The following is a 15,136-nucleotide window of genomic DNA, read 5'->3' as shown; positions in this document are numbered from 1 at the left end:
TTGTTCGGTGACTGGCGCCGACCGGGGGGGGGGGGACCGGATGACGGTCGGCTCGCCGGACTGAGTTCTCTCGCGGGGGCGAGAGATCCTCTAAGCCGTTTCTCCCGCGGGGGCGGGAGCAAGGGGAAGCCGCTGGTCGGAAGACCGGCGGCTTTTTCACGTCAGCCGAAGGCCATTCGACCGCAGCTAATCGCGACCCTTGCTTCGATCGTGCATGATATTTCGCCGCACGCCGAGCAGGTTCTCGCGACCTTCTACGGATTTCGAGCGGTTGAGCGATGCTGCCGGCTTTGCGGTGCGCGCGCGCCACAATCACAGTTCACGAAGCAGAGCATCTTTTGCCGGTGTTCGCCTACGAGGCTGGCAAGCTAAGGCGACGGTGGCGCTAAGAATACGGAAATCAAGGTTTTTTTGCTTGGGTGATCCTGACGCGCCATCAGTATGGACCCAGATGAATAGGCAACCGTTGGCAGACGTCACGATTGGAAGGTCCACCAATGCGCTATGTCAATCTCATCCTGATCGCCGCGCTGGCAGGTGCCACGCCGGCGATCGCACAGCACGGCAAAGTGCCCGATCAGGATCCTGTGCGAGTGAAGTACGCGGACAGCCGTCAATATCGTAACGAGCCGAGGGGCAACGCGGCGAAGCGGATGACGCGTTGCAAGATCGTTGTTCGTAAGGGGCAGGATAAGCGCGTCTGCGGTGTGCCGACGAACCGTAGCCCCGGCGATGGCAGAAACAGGTAGGTGCCACACGGACGCCTTGTGGAAATACTAACCGCTATCCACGGCTCAAGAGCTCGCATGCGTCCGAAACACCGGCTCCCAAATCGTCGTTGATTGGCTGGATACGGCTGCCGGAGAAACCTAGTTCGGAGTGGCCCAGGACGCTGAAGGAGACGTTCTTCGTACTTAGTCGATAGCTGGTGCGTTTGATTTGACAGCACCCAGATTACCGATCGCAAGGTCAGCGGCTGAATTTCCAGTAGTCGAGATCGAACATCGACCCGCCATCGCCGCGGAATACGAGATACAGGTCTCGTATTCCGATCGCTCCGGACACGGCTGTGGACTGCGCCTCCCAACCGGACCCCCGCGTAGCGGCGACCTTCATCACTCCGATTACCGGACCATCAACGCGGTCGACGTGCAGCTCGATCGACGAGTTCGGCCGCGCGTTAGCGATACTGGCCATGAACCTTCTCGCTTCCGCTTTCCCGAAGTCGACCCCAGCAACCTTGATGTAGCTGCGGTCCGTGATCCGCGTGACGTACACGCCTGCACGGTCGTCCTGGTCCGTCGTGACGCCCGGTGCCCAGGAATAGTCGCGGTCGCGATCACGTTTCAGCCGGGACGTCCACGCGATCGTCTCGGCCTCGACGCGTGCATACGGATCGAGGGTCCCGACCTGCGGTGCGCTCGCCACATCCCACCACTTCAGATTTGGGATGGTGCCATCGGCATTGTATTGGAAACGCGCGACCGAGACTGATCGGCGCTCATGATGGATCGGCGTCAGCGCGAAATTATGCTCGTAGCTGAAGCCGAAAACATAAGAACTGCCCTTGTAGTCAATGATGCCCGGATGATTACCCGTAGCCCGGGCGTCATGCTCCATGATCGGGCCTATGTAGACCCACGGCCCGGTCGGGCTGTCGCTCATCGCGTACCCGATGCCTTCCGAGCAGCAGGTGGATGCGAACGCCATGTAGTATCGGCCGCTACGCCCGTAAAACCACGGCCCTTCCTGATAGTCGAGGATCCTCGGCTGGACCTTCGTGATCGGACCGGAATATGAGGTCATGTCCTTGTTGAGCTTGACGTACCAGAGGTCGGGATTGCCCCAATAGAGATAGGCTTGCCCGTCCTTGTCGATCCAGACGGTGGGATCGAAATAGCCATCGGCGGGACCAACCAGCGGCTTGCCCAGCGCGTCGCGGAACGGCCCGGCCGGATGGTCGGCAACCGCGACGGCGATGACGTTCTTCGGCGATCCGGCGATGCTGATGGGAGCATAGAGGTAGAACTTGCCGCCTCGTGCAATCACCTGCGGCGCCCACGCGTCGTTGGTCTGCACCGCCCACGGGAACGTATTCAGCGACGCGACTACGCCGCGATCGGTCCAGTTCGCCATGTCGGTCGAGCTGTACAGGCGCCAGTCGAGCATCCTGAATCCGTCCGCGTCGTCCTCGTCATGGCTGGTGTAGAGGTACACCACGCCGTCATGGACCATCGGAGCCGGGTCCGCCGTGAAACGGGTCTGGATGATCGGGTTCTCGGCACGAACGGTACTCGGCGCACCCGACAGGCATGCGACTGCCATAGCAACCATCAGGATCGTTCTTCTCGCCATCCACCACCTGATCGCTCTGACTGGACGCAACCACTAGCCTGAACGCTGCTCAAGGCCGAGCTCAAACTGTTGCTATATGATATGATGGAGCTACGCGGGTCGCGGTATCTGTCACGATCATGCCAATCAACCCGGCCCGACGATCCATCGCGAACGCCCTTCACCGTCTATCGAGCAGGCGGCTGAAAAACACCCGAAGTTTAACCGGCTTCGCGCGGCGTTCCCGCTCACCGTTTCATCAACGCCGCATCGGCCCAGCTTGTGGGTAAAGGCGCAGCATTGCTCCCGTTAGCGCGGGTAACGAGTTCAACGATCCTGACGCCCGTGACGTCGGCTGAGATCAACTGCCCGGGATCACCCCACTTCAGGGCCCGGCTTGTCGCCAGGAGCTTGCCATCCCCGTAGACGGCGAACGTTGCCGCCCGCTTCGTATCGCGCGCCGAGTCATTGATTCCGACCACAGCTGTGAAGCGGCGGTAGCCCTGGTTGCGGACCTCCAGGCGTGAATTGGCCAGAACGCCGACTCCCGTGTCGAACCGCGCCCCCTTGATCGCCAGCACTTCGCCAAAAGGAGCACGGTCGGCTTGGGCACCGCCCCAGCCGGCGTAGATCGGCCCCTCACCCGTACCCCGGGTGCCTTGCCAGCCAGTCGCCGACCGGTGAATCGTCGGGTCGGGCATTGGCTCGACCACCCCGTCGACCGCCGGATTAACGTTGCCGGGCTGCTCGGAAAGGTAGAGCCCGTCCGTCAGGACACGCGTGCCGTTCGCCCGGAACAGCAGCGTTTGATGCCCCTGGATCTTGAGCTTCGTCGTCGCCCGGAAGCTGCGTCGCTCCCCGCTCCACAAGTCCACGAGCTTCACGTCGGCATCGTCGCGAAACTTCATCTGCGCAGCGGTGAGGTCGACGTCCAGCGAGGCCGCGCCACGATTGAAGATCGCGACAGCCTTTTCGCCCGTGGAGAGCGTCTTGACGAAGATCTGTACGTCGTCGCTGTCGAACGCGACGATCGCCTGATGCCCCGCGGGATCCTGATCGAGCGCGATAACCTGCGCATTGCCGAAGATGTCGAGCAGCGATCTGGACGCCTGCCGCAAGTCCATGCCGATCATCAGCGGAGCGTTGATCATCGCCCACATCGTCATGTGCGAACGAGCCTCCGTGAGATGATCAGCGTCGAAATCTCCCTTGCCGATGAACAACATGTCGGGGTCGTTCCAGGAACCGGGATGGGCGTAGAATGCCCGCTTCGCGGCGGTGTCGAAGTTGGTCAGCATACGACCCCAGCTCGGATTGATGTCGTCACTGGTGCGCGAGATGTTGCCGACGTTCTTGCCCCACGACCTCACGTCGGCGGCTCCCCAGATGCACAGGGACAGGAGATAATCGCCGTCTGGATTGTCACGGGCCAGCGCCGCGTTGATCTGACCGAACAGCGCCTGCACGGCGGGAATATCCGACCGGTTTACGAAGTCCATGTTCAGGATCGGGGGCAAAGCGCGGTATTTGCCGGAACGTACCTTCTCCGCGTCCGCACCGAAGGCGCGCAGGCCGCAGCCATCGACCTTGATGAAGTCGAATCCCCATTTGGCGAAGAAGAGGTCGATGTCATGATCGATGTGCCCGTACAAGCCGATCTCGCGCTCGAGCACCGAACCCTTCGGGAGATCGGTATCGTTGGGGGAATAGGCTTGAGAGCAGGTGTTGCGCCCGAGATCCGAGTAGATACCCGCCTTGAGCCCCATCCCATGCAGCCTGTCCGTCAGCGGACGGAAAGATGCGTCGGCGTTGGATTGCACCGTGATCGGAAAACGCCCGGGACGGATGATCAGCGCACCGTCACGAACGCGGCGTTGCAGCGCCCAGCCATCGTCGATGTTGACGTAGCGATAGCCCTTGGCAGCCAGTCCGTCCCGGACCAGCGCCTCCGCGGACCCGAGTATCTTGCTTTCGTCGATGTCTGTCGCAAACGCGTTCCAGCTGCTCCAGCCCATCGGCGGGGTTTGCGCCCGTCCCGCGGTGTAGGTGCTCCACCGCCCCGTGGGCGCAAGTGTGTCCTGCTGCGCCTGCGCCGAGACGACGGGCAGCGCCATCATCGCAGTGAACACGGCCGCCGTCGTCTTGCTCAGTCTCATAGGCCTCCCTCGTTTGGCCTCGTTTGGCCTCGGGCCGACATACCCCCGCTTCCATGATGATCGCCAGCGCTCAGAATATTCTGGCGGCAGCCCTTCCTCACGATCCTTCTCCACGCCCCCTATCCCTGCCCGCTGTTGCCCTGACGACCGCCCCAGATCGTCTGGATCCGTTTGGTACAGAGCGTGCACTTAGTTCTTTGAGGAGCGATCGTTATCCATGCTGATCAACGCCGCTCGACTTCAGTCCGCACCAGAGCGACAGGATGCTCGACTCGGATGCGCAGCGAGGGCGCGCGAGCCAGAGCCCTGATCGGCGTGACCGACAGGGCTGCAGGTGGTGGCAGCGGCACTGGAGCCGCTGCGAGCCGAGGAACACCACCATGCCAAAACTCAGCGACACGCAGGCCATCCTGCTGACCCACGCCGCTCAGAACGAGACCGCCAGCCTGTATCCCCTGCCGCCGACGCTGCGTCGCGGCGGCGGCATCACCAGGGCCATCGCCGCGCTTGTTAGCGCCGGCTACGTGGAAGAGCGCGAGACCCAAGAGCCGGGTGCAGTGCACCGCACCGACGCTGAGGTCCGCTACGGCATTTTCGCTACTGCTTCGGGGCTTGCCGCCATCGGCATTGTCGATGGCGAGCAAGGCGCGGCGCAGCCGCCATCGCCTGAGCCTGCTGCTGCCGCACCACGGATCACCAAAGCCGGCACCGTGGTGGCACTGCTATCCCAGCCCACCGGCGCAACGCTGCCGGAGCTGATCACCGCCACCGGCTGGCTGCCGCACACCACCCGCGCTGCGCTGACCGGCCTGCGCAAGAAGGGCCACACCATCGTGCGGTACAGCCGCGATGGCGCGACCTGCTACCGCATCGACGCTGCGGCGGCCGCAGCATGAGCAGCGTCGATGCGGAGATCGCCGCGCTGGAGGCGCTGTCCTCGGCGGCCCTGCGCGAGCGGTGGTCCGCGCTGACCGGCAGCCCGGTGCCGCGGATCAGCCCGAAGCTGCTACGATTGGCGCTTGCGTGGGAGCTGCAGGCGCGCAGCTTCGGCGGCCTGTCGCGGGCGACCACGCGCACGCTCGACCAGCTCGGCCGCGGCGAGACGCTGACCGCCCCTGCCCGCCCCGGCATGCGGCTGGTGCGCGAGTGGCAGGGCCGCGTGCATGTGGTGACGGTGGGAGAGGATCGGGTCGTCCGCTGGGAGGAGCGGCCATATCGTTCGCTGAGCGAGGTCGCCCGCGCGATCACCGGCACCCGCTGGTCCGGACCTGCCTTCTTCGGGCTGAAGAAGAAGGTCGCGGCATGAAGCCTGTCCTGAGCAGAGCCGCGACCACGGTCCGCTGTGCGATCTACACGCGCAAGTCGAGCGAGGAGGGTCTGGAGCAGGACTTCAACTCGCTCGATGCGCAAAGAGAGGCGTGCAGCGCCTACATCCTCAGCCAGGCGAGCGAAGGCTGGCTGCTGAGCGGTGAGCGCTATGACGATGGCGGCATCTCGGGCGGGACGCTCGCCCGCCCTGCCCTGCAGCGGCTGCTGGCCGATGTCGCAGGCGGCGAGATCGACATCATCGTCGTCTACAAGGTCGACCGGCTGACGCGCTCGCTGCTCGACTTCTCGAAGCTGGTGGAGGCCTTCGATGCCGCCGGCACCAGCTTTGTCTCGGTCACCCAGTCGTTCAACACCACCACCAGCATGGGGCGGCTTACCCTCAACATGCTGCTCTCCTTTGCCCAGCTCGAGCGGGAGGTCACCGCCGAGCGCATTCGCGACAAGATCGCCGCCTCGAAGGCCCGGGGCATGTGGATGGGCGGTACGCCGCCGCTTGGCTACGCGCCTGATGGACGATCCCTCAGAATCGTCCAGGAGCATGCCGCCATCATCCGGCACATCTACGCGCGCTATCTGGCGCTTGGCTCGGTGCGCAGCCTGTCAGAGGAACTGGAGCAGCGCGGCATCCGCGCGCCGGTCCGCACCACCCTCGGTGGCAAGACATTTGGCGGTGTCCGCTTCTCGCGTGGCAACCTCTACTCGATCCTGCGCTGTGCGACGTACGTCGGCGAGATCCACCATCAGGGACGCGTCCACGCCGGCCTCCATGCGCCGATCATCGCGCGCGACATGTGGGACGCGGTGCAGGCAAAGCTCACCGACAACCGGCAGGGCGAGCAGCGCCGCGGTGGCCGGGCAGCCGCCAGCCTGCTGGCGGGCCGGGTGGTGGATGCGCAGGGGCAGCCGCTGGTCGCCACCCATGCCGCCAGGGGGAAGGCCCGCTACCGCTACTATGTCAGTCGTGACCTGCAGACCGGCTCCAGCGACACCGGGCTGCGCGTGCCCGCAACGGAGCTGGAAGCTGCCGTCACCCGGCGGATCGCCGAGCTGTTTGCCGACCCGGTCGAGCTTGCTGCTGCCGCGCAGCTCGAGCTGACGCCCGACAGCTTTGCCGCCGCGGCAGCGAAAGCCGACGCGATTGCCAGTGGCACGCCTGCTATCCTGAAGGACGCCACCCGCAGCATCGTCACCTCGGTGCAGATCCATGACGGGCGCATCGATCTGGTCTGCGATACCGCGGCTATCGCTGCCGCTCTCCAGCTTCCCACCGCCACAACATCGGAAAGCATCACCATCCGCTCGGAGGTGCGCCTCACCCGTTCAGGGCGCGTCATGCGGCTGGTGCATGCCAGTGGCAGCGGCGTGACCGCGACCGCGAACGGATCGCTCGTCCGCCTCATCCTCAAGGCGCGGCGCTGGTGGAGCATCCTCAAGGCTGGCGAGCTTGATGTCAGCGCGCTCGCTGCCCGCGAGAGCGTGCAGGCGGGTTATGTCACCCGGGTGCTGCGGCTGGCGTTCCTGGCACCGGCGGTCGTGGAGGCGATCCTTGCCGGCAACATCAGGGCTGGTGTGGATGGGGCAACGCTGACTGCCACCGGCGCAATGCCAGCGCTCTGGGCGGAGCAGGTGGCGGCGGTGTTGCCACATGATGGCCAGACAGGCGTCCGACCATCCATGCGGTCGATGGGCCACTCTGTCACAACCTGATGTTGCGCTTCCGCATTTCGGCCGCCGCTATACCCTTCAGCGTCGATGGTGGAGCTTCCACAAAGATATCGGCGAGATCCAGGAGATCCTCATCGTTTAACAGGGCAATAGAAGCATGGATGTCAGCGACTTGAGCAACTGCTTGCTCAATCCTCGCTGTTCGCCTCCGATTTCGTATTTTCAGCATAGGCGCCAACTAGCAGGAAGGTGGCAGCACAGTCAGCTACCTTGGCTGTTCTGGGGCACGTAAGCGCGCCGCCGCCTGGACGCGCAGCCAGCGAGCATGTTCTCCTTGCGCATCTTGCAACGCGCGGTGCGCGGGAACGACATCGTCGCCGACTGCGGAATGTGCAACGATGATGTGGACCTCGGCGTCGAGCTTAGCTGGCGTTATGACAGCCCGCAGGATGTCCGAAGCCGTCTCCCGCAATGCCTCATCCGTGTCGCGCAAACGGAGCGTGTGTCGGGGAAGTCCCGCGGCCCGGAGCAGCGTGCTCAGCCATTTGCCATCCCATGATGGCGCGCTGGCAAACAGGTCATGATCCGTCAGCGCTTCAATCATGCGTGTCGCCACCGAACTCACCGGTTCACCCCGCGCGACGAGAGTGTCGCGCGTGATGCCGTGGATCGCCTGCGACTCCTCGTCCCAGTCGGTCCAGTCTGCTGCTGGTGCGATCAGGTGCGTCTCACTCCGACCATCCTGGAACACCCAGGCGACCTCGATGGGATAGCTGTTCCTGGCCAGCGAAGACGCCTCAAAGTCGAGAAAAACCTTCATGTGCGGCGTAGTGGCGTGCGCTCATCACCCGAGCAAGTGGCGTGTTCAGTCGGCGGCGCGACATAAGATGGATATGGATAGCCCAAGACGCTGAGGAGCCGTTACTCCCTACTCCGTCTCGGCTTGTTCGTTTGCTTTGACAGCACCCTGACGCACGATCGAGACTGCCTGCATTCCAACGACGATAAGGTGTGACCCAACTTCGGGCGCCCGTTCATCGTCGCGATAGATGTTTCCCATTGAGTTCGGGAAACGAAATATTCGGCTGGCAAATCACCTGATGGCGGCAGCGGTTGATCGACAAGGAAGGCTGGAAGCCCGGCGGTGCCGACTTGCGCAACCCTCCATACCGGTGAAGCCTGCTACCAATTTAAGTTCAAGCGGCCGTAAATCTGGCGGCCGTTGAAGCCGAACGGCGAGTAATAGGGAAACGCCGTCACGCCGTTGTTGTTGAGAGCGGCCGGCGAGGTGGCCGGATAGACATCGAACAGGTTGTCCGCGCCGATCGCCAGCGCCACGCTGTCGTTGAACCGGTACCGCGCCTCCAGATCGACCAGCGTGTGTCGTCCGGTGTCGATGTCGCTCGCGGCAGTCGTGCCCGGCTGCAGCACGTTGCCATAGTGGATCGCGCGCAGCGTCACGCCCAGATCCTCCAGCCGCCAGTCGACCGAACCGACCAGCTTGGTCCCCGGCGTGCCGTCCTCGATTGTCAGGATGCGGTTGCGACCGAACAGGCTGGGCGCCGGGTCCAGCGTGGCAGTCGAGGTCGGTATGCGGTTGACCTTGATGTCGTTGAGGTTGGCCGCCGCACTGAGCGCGAAGCTGCCGAGCGTACCGGTGCGCAGCGTATAGGCCGCCACGACATCCAGCCCCTTGGTCGTGGTGGTGATGCCGTTGATGAAGAAGCGCGCCGCCTGAACGCCGAACGGTGCCAGCAGCGACGCGACGGCGGGGCTCGCCGCCGCCTGGATGTTCTCCGACAGCGCGATCTGATCACGGATGCGGATGCGGTAGGCGTCGACGGTCAGGCTGAAGCCGCCGGCGCGGATGACCGTACCCAAAGAATATTGACGTGACTTTTCTGGATCGAGCGGCAGCGCCCCCAGTGCGCGGGCGATGTCGCTGGAGACGGGATACAGCCCGGTTTCGAGGATCTGGTTGCCGGTGACCAGCGTCTGCGTCGACGTATAGAATTGTTGCTGGAGCGACGGGGCGCGGAAACCGGTCGAGATCGATCCGCGAAACGCCAGCCACGGCGCGATATCGTAGCGGGCCGAGACCTTGCCGGTCGCGGTCTCGCCGAAGTCCGAATAGCTTTCCCCCCGGGCGGCGACGCCGATCGTCAGGCGATCCCAAAGCCGCGCCTCAACATCGCCGTAGATGCTGCCGTTGCTGCGATGGACGTCGACCTCGTTGGCCGGCTGGAAGCCGAGGAACCCCTGCGCACCGGATCCCAGATTGGCGGCGGCACCCGGTGCCCGGTTGTAGCTTTCGGGCTCGCCTGCACCGATCTTGAACCCCTCGCGCCGATACTCCCCGCCCGCGGCAAAGTTGATGACAGCCGGACCGAAGCTGTATTCGCGCGCGACGTCCAGGCCGGCGACGAACTGGTCGTAATTCAGCCGGCCGGAATCGAAATCGGTCAGCGTCGCATTGCCATAGGTCGCATTCGCCGAGTTGCGCGTGGCGAAATTGATGGTGTTGCGGCCATAGGTCGCGCTCAGATCGACGTTCCATCCGCCGAGTTCGCCGCGCACGCCGCCGGTCGCGTTGTAATCCTTCGACCGCGTGGCGATCAGCGGCAGGAATCCGCCGGAATAGAGCCCGCTCACCGCCTCCGCATTGGCGTTGCCAGCCCCGACAACCCGCGGGAATGCCGCGCTCTCGCTATCGCGCAGCTGGAACCCGCCATTGGCATAGGCGGTCCAGCCGCCATCGCCCAGCGGCACGGCGGCGTTGACGTACCCTGTCCCCTGCTCGACCTCCGGGTCGCCAAAACGAGCCCGAATGCGCAGGGGCGCGGGACCACGCGGGTCAAGATCGGCGCGGTTGGTCGGCTGACGCGTGACATATTCCCCTGACACGGTCAGGAAACCGTCGGCACCCAGTCCGAAGCCCTGCCAGCCGCTGACGGTCAGCGACTCGCCGTCGCGCGCGTCACGGGAAATGCGTGCTGCGTCATAGCTGGTCACGAACTGGCCGAAGGTTACCGATCCGCCTCCGCCGGAGCGCGCTTCGCGCAGGCGCAGGTTGACGACGCCGGCAATTGCGTCCGACCCGTATTGCGCGGACGCCCCCTCCCGCAGCACCTCGACCCGGTCGAGCGCAACAGTCGGGATCGTGTTGAGGTCGACTGCCGCCGAGCCACGACCGACCGAGCCGTTGATGTTGAGCAGCGCCGAGGGGTGGGCGCGGTTGCCATTGATCAGGACCAGCGTCTGATCCGGCGAGAGACCACGCAAGGTCGCGGGTCGGATCGCGTCGGTACCATCGACGGCCGCCTGCCGCGGGAAATCGATCGACGGCGCGACGGTCGCCAGCGCATCGGCGAGTTCCGTTGTTCCCTGCGCCCGCAAGGCGTCGCCGCTGAGAACGTCAACCGGCGACACGCTGTCGAGCCGGCTGCGTCCTGGTGCACGCGTCCCGGTCACGATAATCTCGTCGTCCTCCTGCGGAACGACGGCAGGGTCCGTACCCGGCGAGGCAGCCGCAGCACTGTCCGCTACGCCTTCCGAAGCCGGCGAAACCGTCTGCGCGAACGCAGGCATGGCGATTGCCGTCGCGAGCAGCGACGCGGTGACGAGCAGGATGTAACGCGAGTAAGGCAAAGCGGAGTCCCTTGAACCGTGCCCAGCTTTATTCGACTTCCGCAGTGGGAATTAGAAGCCATGGTTTTTTGCGGCGCAGCAAGCGTAGCTTCAGCATCCCCCGCTTGCACATCGCACCGGGATTTCCGCAAACGCGCCAGGCCTAAGTTGCTGATCTACATTGCGTCGATCGCAACAGGGGAGCGCCGAGCGGGCATCGGCCGCAGCGGCCCGCCACCGGCGATTGGCGCCTTCGATAGCAGCTCTTGTCCGGCACAAAGATGCGTGGAGTTGGATATCCGACTAACCGGGTGGAGTATCTTGTGCTCGGAAGGATGGACCCGGACATGACAGGATATCCGACCAATCGTGAACGAGCCGGACCACTGATGGAGTGGCCGACGATGGCGGTCGCGGTCACGATCTATAGCGGTTGGCTGATCGCAACCCGGTGTCACGCGGCAATTCCGACGCCGCTCATAATCCTCGCCGGTGGCTGGATCATCGCTTGGCAGGGATCGCTCCAGCACGAAACGATCCATGGTCACCCGACGCGCAGTCGGCGCCTCAATTCAGCGATCGGGTTTCCGCCGCTGGCGCTATGGCTACCTTATGCGATCTACCGCCGGAGCCATATCGCCCATCACGGCAGCCACGCCATCACTGATCCCCGCGCCGACCCGGAGTCCCGGTACGTCGATCGTTCTCGCGGGCTCACCTGGATCGCCGCAACGCTGCAAGCCAGCTTGTTAGGGCATATGTTGTTCGGACCACCGATCACGATCGGCCGGTTTGCGATCGACGAAGCACGGCGTGGTGTGCGGAAGCCCGGTCGGGTGGCGCGGGACTGGCTGCCTCATCTCGTCGGAGTGGCCGCGCTGATCGCCTGGCTGGACCATGTCGGGATGGGGCTGGGGCACTACATCCTCGTCTTCGTTTATCCCGGCATGGCGCTGACGGCGTTGCGTGCGCATGCCGAGCATCGTGCTGACCTCACCAGCCGGGCGCGTGCGGCAATCGTCGAGCATCGTGGGGCCCTCGCCCTGCTGTTCCTCAATAACAATCTCCACGTCTCGCATCACGAACGACCGCAGCTCGCCTGGTATCAGTTGCCCGCTTATTACCGGAGCCAGCGGACCCGGCAGATCGGCGAAGGTGCGATCGTCTATGCCGGCTATGGCGATGTCGTTCGCCGGTTTGCGTTCCGGGCGCACGACGCCATCGTCCATCCCGGTCACCGACCGGACCGCGAACGTCCGTGACCCGGTGCGCGTCCTTGGGCATGTACGATCATCCCGCGCAGCGTTTGGCCAACGACGCGCTGTGGGCAAGGATCGCCGATGAATTGCGGCGTAGCGGGGTTGCCGACCTGCCAGCCACGTTAGACCGCGACCGCGACCTAGACGCCATCTGGCGCGATCCTGAGCTAATCCTCGGACAGGCGTGCGGCTACCCGATGATCACTGACGCGACGCTACCGCTAAGAATCGTCGCGCTGCCAGTCTATGAATGCCCTGCCTGCAGGGGCAGTACCCACCACAGCCTGATCGTCGTCCGTCACAATGATCAGGCGTTCGGACTAGGCGATCTGCGCGGCCGTCGCGCCGCGATCAACGATCCTGCCTCGAACACGGGCATGAACCTGTTCCGTGCAGCAATTGCGCCGATCGCAAACGCTCAAGCCTTCTTCGCTGCGGTCGAGCATACGGGATCGCACCGTGCCAGCGCGCTGGCCGTCGCATCGGGTGACGTCGATGTTGCCGCGATCGACTCCGTGACCTTCGCCGCGCTCGACCGGTACGAGCCCGATCTTACCGACCAGTTGCGCATCCTCCAGATGACGGCACCGTCGCCGACGTTGCCGCTGGTTACTGCGGCAACCACGGACGAGGCGACGCGCGCGGTGCTGCAACAAGCGGTGCTTGCAGCGCTGGCAGACCCGGCGCTTGCGGACGCGCGGGACGCACTCTTCCTCATCGGCGCCGCGATCAGGTCCGAGGACATCCTGACGCCGCTGGCATCTCTCTCTCTTCAAGCGTCGAAGCTCGGATACCCTTTGTTACGCTGACGGAAGCTGGTTGGCTTCGCTAACGGTAAGGCCGTCACTTCTTACCGGATACGACAAAGGCCGAACACCGGCGTTTGCCGTTACTCAGGCTTTGGTGGTGCAGGCACAGTCCGCTGCCCGCCCAGGTCGATGCATGCGCTGACGCGAGTACTGCAAGCCCGGGAAGCGACGCCTCGATCTCCGCTGGGTCAAGGCGATAGTGTCGACACGGTCCACACCCGGCTTCACCCGTTGCAAACGAAGCGCAAACAGCGGACCATATGGACATGAGCGTCACTGCCCGAGCGTCTCCCAATGCCATCCGAATACATGGACAGATAAAACGTACCCCAGGATAATATTGACTGCCACCCCCGCGGTGAAGGCTATTAGTGGTTTGCGCCCTGCTGCTGCCAAGTCGCGGAAGCGTGTGGTGAGTCCGATAGAGAGGAAGCAGAAGATAAAGCACCAGGTACGCAGATCCTTGACGGGCGCGATGAACCCGGGTGATGCGATGGTATTGTACTGAGCAAGCGAGTAGCTTGCAGTCGCTGCGGTGACGATCGCGGACGTGATGAAGAAGCCCAGCACGAACTTGGGAAAACGCCGCCAGATCTCCCGTGCGTCCGGTGCGCTGCCAGCTGACTGCCTCTCCCAGCGTGTCGTCGACACGATGGCAAGCGCGACAGCCCAGATCCCAATCCAAACGTCCCGGCCGACAACCTTCACCAACGTAAAGGCTTGTACAGCCTGATCCGCCGTGCCCGCGATGCCGGGGAATTTGCCTGCGAGGCCGCCATAAGCCTGAGCCGCAGCGATACCTGCTGCATCGGCGAACTCCGAGGTTCCGATCCAGGCCCCTGCAACTCCCGTCGGAAGACTGAGGGCGCGCGACGCGAAGGGCAACACGAAGATCATCACAATGGCCCAAAGCACCACCGTCGAGATGGTGACGGCCGTCTCCTCCTTCTTCGCCCCCACAGCGGCTGCTACCGCAATGGCAGCGGAGACACCGCAAACCGCGCCGCCAACTCCCAGCGTAGCGGCGAAGGGACGCTCGAGACCGAGCCGCCTGGCAACGAGGAAGATGACACTGAAGGTAACTACCGAGACGATCGACGCCTGAACAATGGCGATCGGCCCGGCCAGGGCAATAAGTGACAGCGGCACGGTGGCGCCTAGCAGCACAATCCCGGTTTTGACGTAGAGCTCGCCGCGGAAACCGGCATCAAGCCAGCGCGGCAGACGCAGCAGATTGGCTGCAACCAGCCCAAGGAAGAGCGCGAGCAGCGGGGGCTCGAGGTTATAAGCCGTAGCCTTGTCCCACTGGCCGGCGACGAAGACGACCCATGCGGTTGCATAGAGCAGCGCGAACGCAAGGACGAAATCTCGTGATCTAAAGCCGAGCGCCTTGAGCGGAATAGAGAATGCCACCAGCCAGAAGATAAATTGGGCCAGGTAGCGAGACCAGTTGGCCGTCATATCGGCGCCAACCTGCACAAGGCTCGACCATTTCGGTGGTGTTACCGCCAGCCAGCGCAGACTTGCCCCACTGGAGAACAGCGCGATCGCCATCACCACCACCGCGACGCCGATCCAGATCGCCCACCAGTCCTCCTTCCGCCACAGCTCGCGCCAGAAATTGGGGTGGGGAGCAGCGGTAGTGTCCGTCATGGCGAGCTCCTCAGGCAGTTGCTGCGGTTTTGATCTCGTTGATACGAAGCCTAGATCCAGCGGCAGGGCAACCAAGAGCCGAGACATTCAGGAAGGTTGAGCCGTCCTTCGCCAGGCAACGCCGCCTTAGGGTCAGGACCCATTGAGGGGAGCGCCGCGATCTGATTCATGCTCCGTGAGGAGAGCGTGGATGAGCGACCTGTACTGGTTGACGGATGAGCAGATGGCGCGCCTGCAGCCGTACTTCCCCAAGAGCCATGGCAAGCCGCGGGTCGATGACCGGCGGGTGCTGAGTGGCATCGTC

General features: G+C 63.9%; 11 protein-coding genes and 1 pseudogene. 7 read left to right on the top strand and 5 right to left on the bottom strand.

Annotated features, from left to right (window positions below; genetic code table 11):
* Positions 1 to 497: 497 nt before the first annotated feature.
* Positions 498 to 749 (top strand): hypothetical protein, encoded by a 252-nt coding sequence (locus tag AC0CH8_RS17805; RefSeq protein ID WP_204199749.1) that lies wholly within the window; start codon positions 498 to 500, stop codon positions 747 to 749.
* Between the two features lie 220 nt (positions 750 to 969).
* On the opposite strand, the gene AC0CH8_RS17800 is transcribed toward AC0CH8_RS17805, so the two are convergent.
* Together AC0CH8_RS17800 and AC0CH8_RS17795 are read right to left on the bottom strand one after the other, a co-directional pair.
* Positions 970 to 2,334, bottom strand: a complete 1,365-nt coding sequence (locus tag AC0CH8_RS17800; RefSeq protein WP_465241030.1) for a glycoside hydrolase family 43 protein — start codon at positions 2,332 to 2,334, stop codon at positions 970 to 972.
* A 248-nt stretch (positions 2,335 to 2,582) separates the two neighbouring features.
* Complete coding sequence (locus AC0CH8_RS17795; RefSeq protein ID WP_465241029.1) at positions 2,583 to 4,490, bottom strand: NPCBM/NEW2 domain-containing protein; 1,908 nt, start codon at positions 4,488 to 4,490, stop codon at positions 2,583 to 2,585.
* 380 nt (positions 4,491 to 4,870) lie between these two features.
* Between AC0CH8_RS17795 and AC0CH8_RS17790 the strand changes: the two genes are divergently transcribed.
* The 3 genes from AC0CH8_RS17790 to AC0CH8_RS17780 are packed head-to-tail and all read left to right on the top strand — an operon-like array spanning position 4,871 to position 7,526.
* Positions 4,871 to 5,386, top strand: coding sequence for a DUF3489 domain-containing protein (locus AC0CH8_RS17790; RefSeq protein WP_465241028.1), 516 nt, complete (start codon positions 4,871 to 4,873; stop codon positions 5,384 to 5,386).
* On the top strand, positions 5,383 to 5,796 hold the full coding sequence (locus AC0CH8_RS17785) for a DUF2924 domain-containing protein (protein WP_465241027.1): 414 nt from the start codon (positions 5,383 to 5,385) through the stop codon (positions 5,794 to 5,796). Before AC0CH8_RS17790 ends, AC0CH8_RS17785 begins: the two co-directional genes overlap by 4 nt.
* Positions 5,793 to 7,526 carry a recombinase family protein gene (locus AC0CH8_RS17780; protein ID WP_465241026.1) on the top strand — a complete coding sequence of 578 codons (1,734 nt, stop codon included), beginning with the start codon at positions 5,793 to 5,795 and terminating at the stop codon, positions 7,524 to 7,526. The genes AC0CH8_RS17785 and AC0CH8_RS17780 overlap by 4 nt, the downstream gene beginning before the upstream one ends.
* A 223-nt stretch (positions 7,527 to 7,749) precedes the next feature.
* Here AC0CH8_RS17780 and AC0CH8_RS17775 read toward each other — a convergent pair whose 3' ends face one another.
* Together AC0CH8_RS17775 and AC0CH8_RS17770 are read right to left on the bottom strand one after the other, a co-directional pair.
* Positions 7,750 to 8,304: a 3'-5' exonuclease gene (locus tag AC0CH8_RS17775; RefSeq protein WP_465241025.1), complete on the bottom strand. Its 555-nt coding sequence runs from the start codon at positions 8,302 to 8,304 to the stop codon at positions 7,750 to 7,752.
* 362 nt (positions 8,305 to 8,666) lie between these two features.
* Complete coding sequence (locus AC0CH8_RS17770) at positions 8,667 to 11,072, bottom strand: TonB-dependent receptor plug domain-containing protein (protein ID WP_239474863.1); 2,406 nt, start codon at positions 11,070 to 11,072, stop codon at positions 8,667 to 8,669.
* A 386-nt stretch (positions 11,073 to 11,458) separates the two neighbouring features.
* Between AC0CH8_RS17770 and AC0CH8_RS17765 the strand changes: the two genes are divergently transcribed.
* Positions 11,459 to 12,373 (top strand): fatty acid desaturase, encoded by a 915-nt coding sequence (locus tag AC0CH8_RS17765; protein WP_465241024.1) that lies wholly within the window; start codon positions 11,459 to 11,461, stop codon positions 12,371 to 12,373.
* Between the two features lie 20 nt (positions 12,374 to 12,393).
* Positions 12,394 to 13,179 (top strand): phosphate/phosphite/phosphonate ABC transporter substrate-binding protein, encoded by a 786-nt coding sequence (locus AC0CH8_RS17760; protein WP_204199758.1) that lies wholly within the window; start codon positions 12,394 to 12,396, stop codon positions 13,177 to 13,179.
* A 273-nt stretch (positions 13,180 to 13,452) separates the two neighbouring features.
* On the opposite strand, the gene AC0CH8_RS17755 is transcribed toward AC0CH8_RS17760, so the two are convergent.
* Complete coding sequence (locus AC0CH8_RS17755; RefSeq protein WP_465241023.1) at positions 13,453 to 14,832, bottom strand: YeiH family protein; 1,380 nt, start codon at positions 14,830 to 14,832, stop codon at positions 13,453 to 13,455.
* Between the two features lie 190 nt (positions 14,833 to 15,022).
* On the opposite strand from AC0CH8_RS17755, the pseudogene AC0CH8_RS17750 reads away from it, so the two are divergent.
* Positions 15,023 to 15,136: pseudogene (locus AC0CH8_RS17750) on the top strand (IS5/IS1182 family transposase); the annotation flags it as partial.

It is taken from the genome of Sphingomonas sp. AC435, assembly GCF_979253005.1.
The sequence above is the reverse complement of the archived record's forward strand: the minus strand, read 5'-3'. Positions and strand labels throughout refer to the sequence as shown.

Bases quoted from the DNA above. Each gene is read 5' to 3' on its own strand.
- AC0CH8_RS17805 (WP_204199749.1), top strand. From the start codon at position 498: ATGCGCTATGTCAATCTCATCCTGATCGCCGCGCTGGCAGGTGCCACG.
- AC0CH8_RS17800 (WP_465241030.1), bottom strand. From the start codon at position 2,334: ATGGTTGCTATGGCAGTCGCATGCCTGTCGGGTGCGCCGAGTACCGTT.
- AC0CH8_RS17795 (WP_465241029.1), bottom strand. From the start codon at position 4,490: ATGAGACTGAGCAAGACGACGGCGGCCGTGTTCACTGCGATGATGGCG.
- AC0CH8_RS17790 (WP_465241028.1), top strand. From the start codon at position 4,871: ATGCCAAAACTCAGCGACACGCAGGCCATCCTGCTGACCCACGCCGCT.
- AC0CH8_RS17785 (WP_465241027.1), top strand. From the start codon at position 5,383: ATGAGCAGCGTCGATGCGGAGATCGCCGCGCTGGAGGCGCTGTCCTCG.
- AC0CH8_RS17780 (WP_465241026.1), top strand. From the start codon at position 5,793: ATGAAGCCTGTCCTGAGCAGAGCCGCGACCACGGTCCGCTGTGCGATC.
- AC0CH8_RS17775 (WP_465241025.1), bottom strand. From the start codon at position 8,304: ATGAAGGTTTTTCTCGACTTTGAGGCGTCTTCGCTGGCCAGGAACAGC.
- AC0CH8_RS17770 (WP_239474863.1), bottom strand. From the start codon at position 11,072: ATGCCTGCGTTCGCGCAGACGGTTTCGCCGGCTTCGGAAGGCGTAGCG.
- AC0CH8_RS17765 (WP_465241024.1), top strand. From the start codon at position 11,459: ATGACAGGATATCCGACCAATCGTGAACGAGCCGGACCACTGATGGAG.
- AC0CH8_RS17760 (WP_204199758.1), top strand. From the start codon at position 12,394: ATGTACGATCATCCCGCGCAGCGTTTGGCCAACGACGCGCTGTGGGCA.
- AC0CH8_RS17755 (WP_465241023.1), bottom strand. From the start codon at position 14,832: ATGACGGACACTACCGCTGCTCCCCACCCCAATTTCTGGCGCGAGCTG.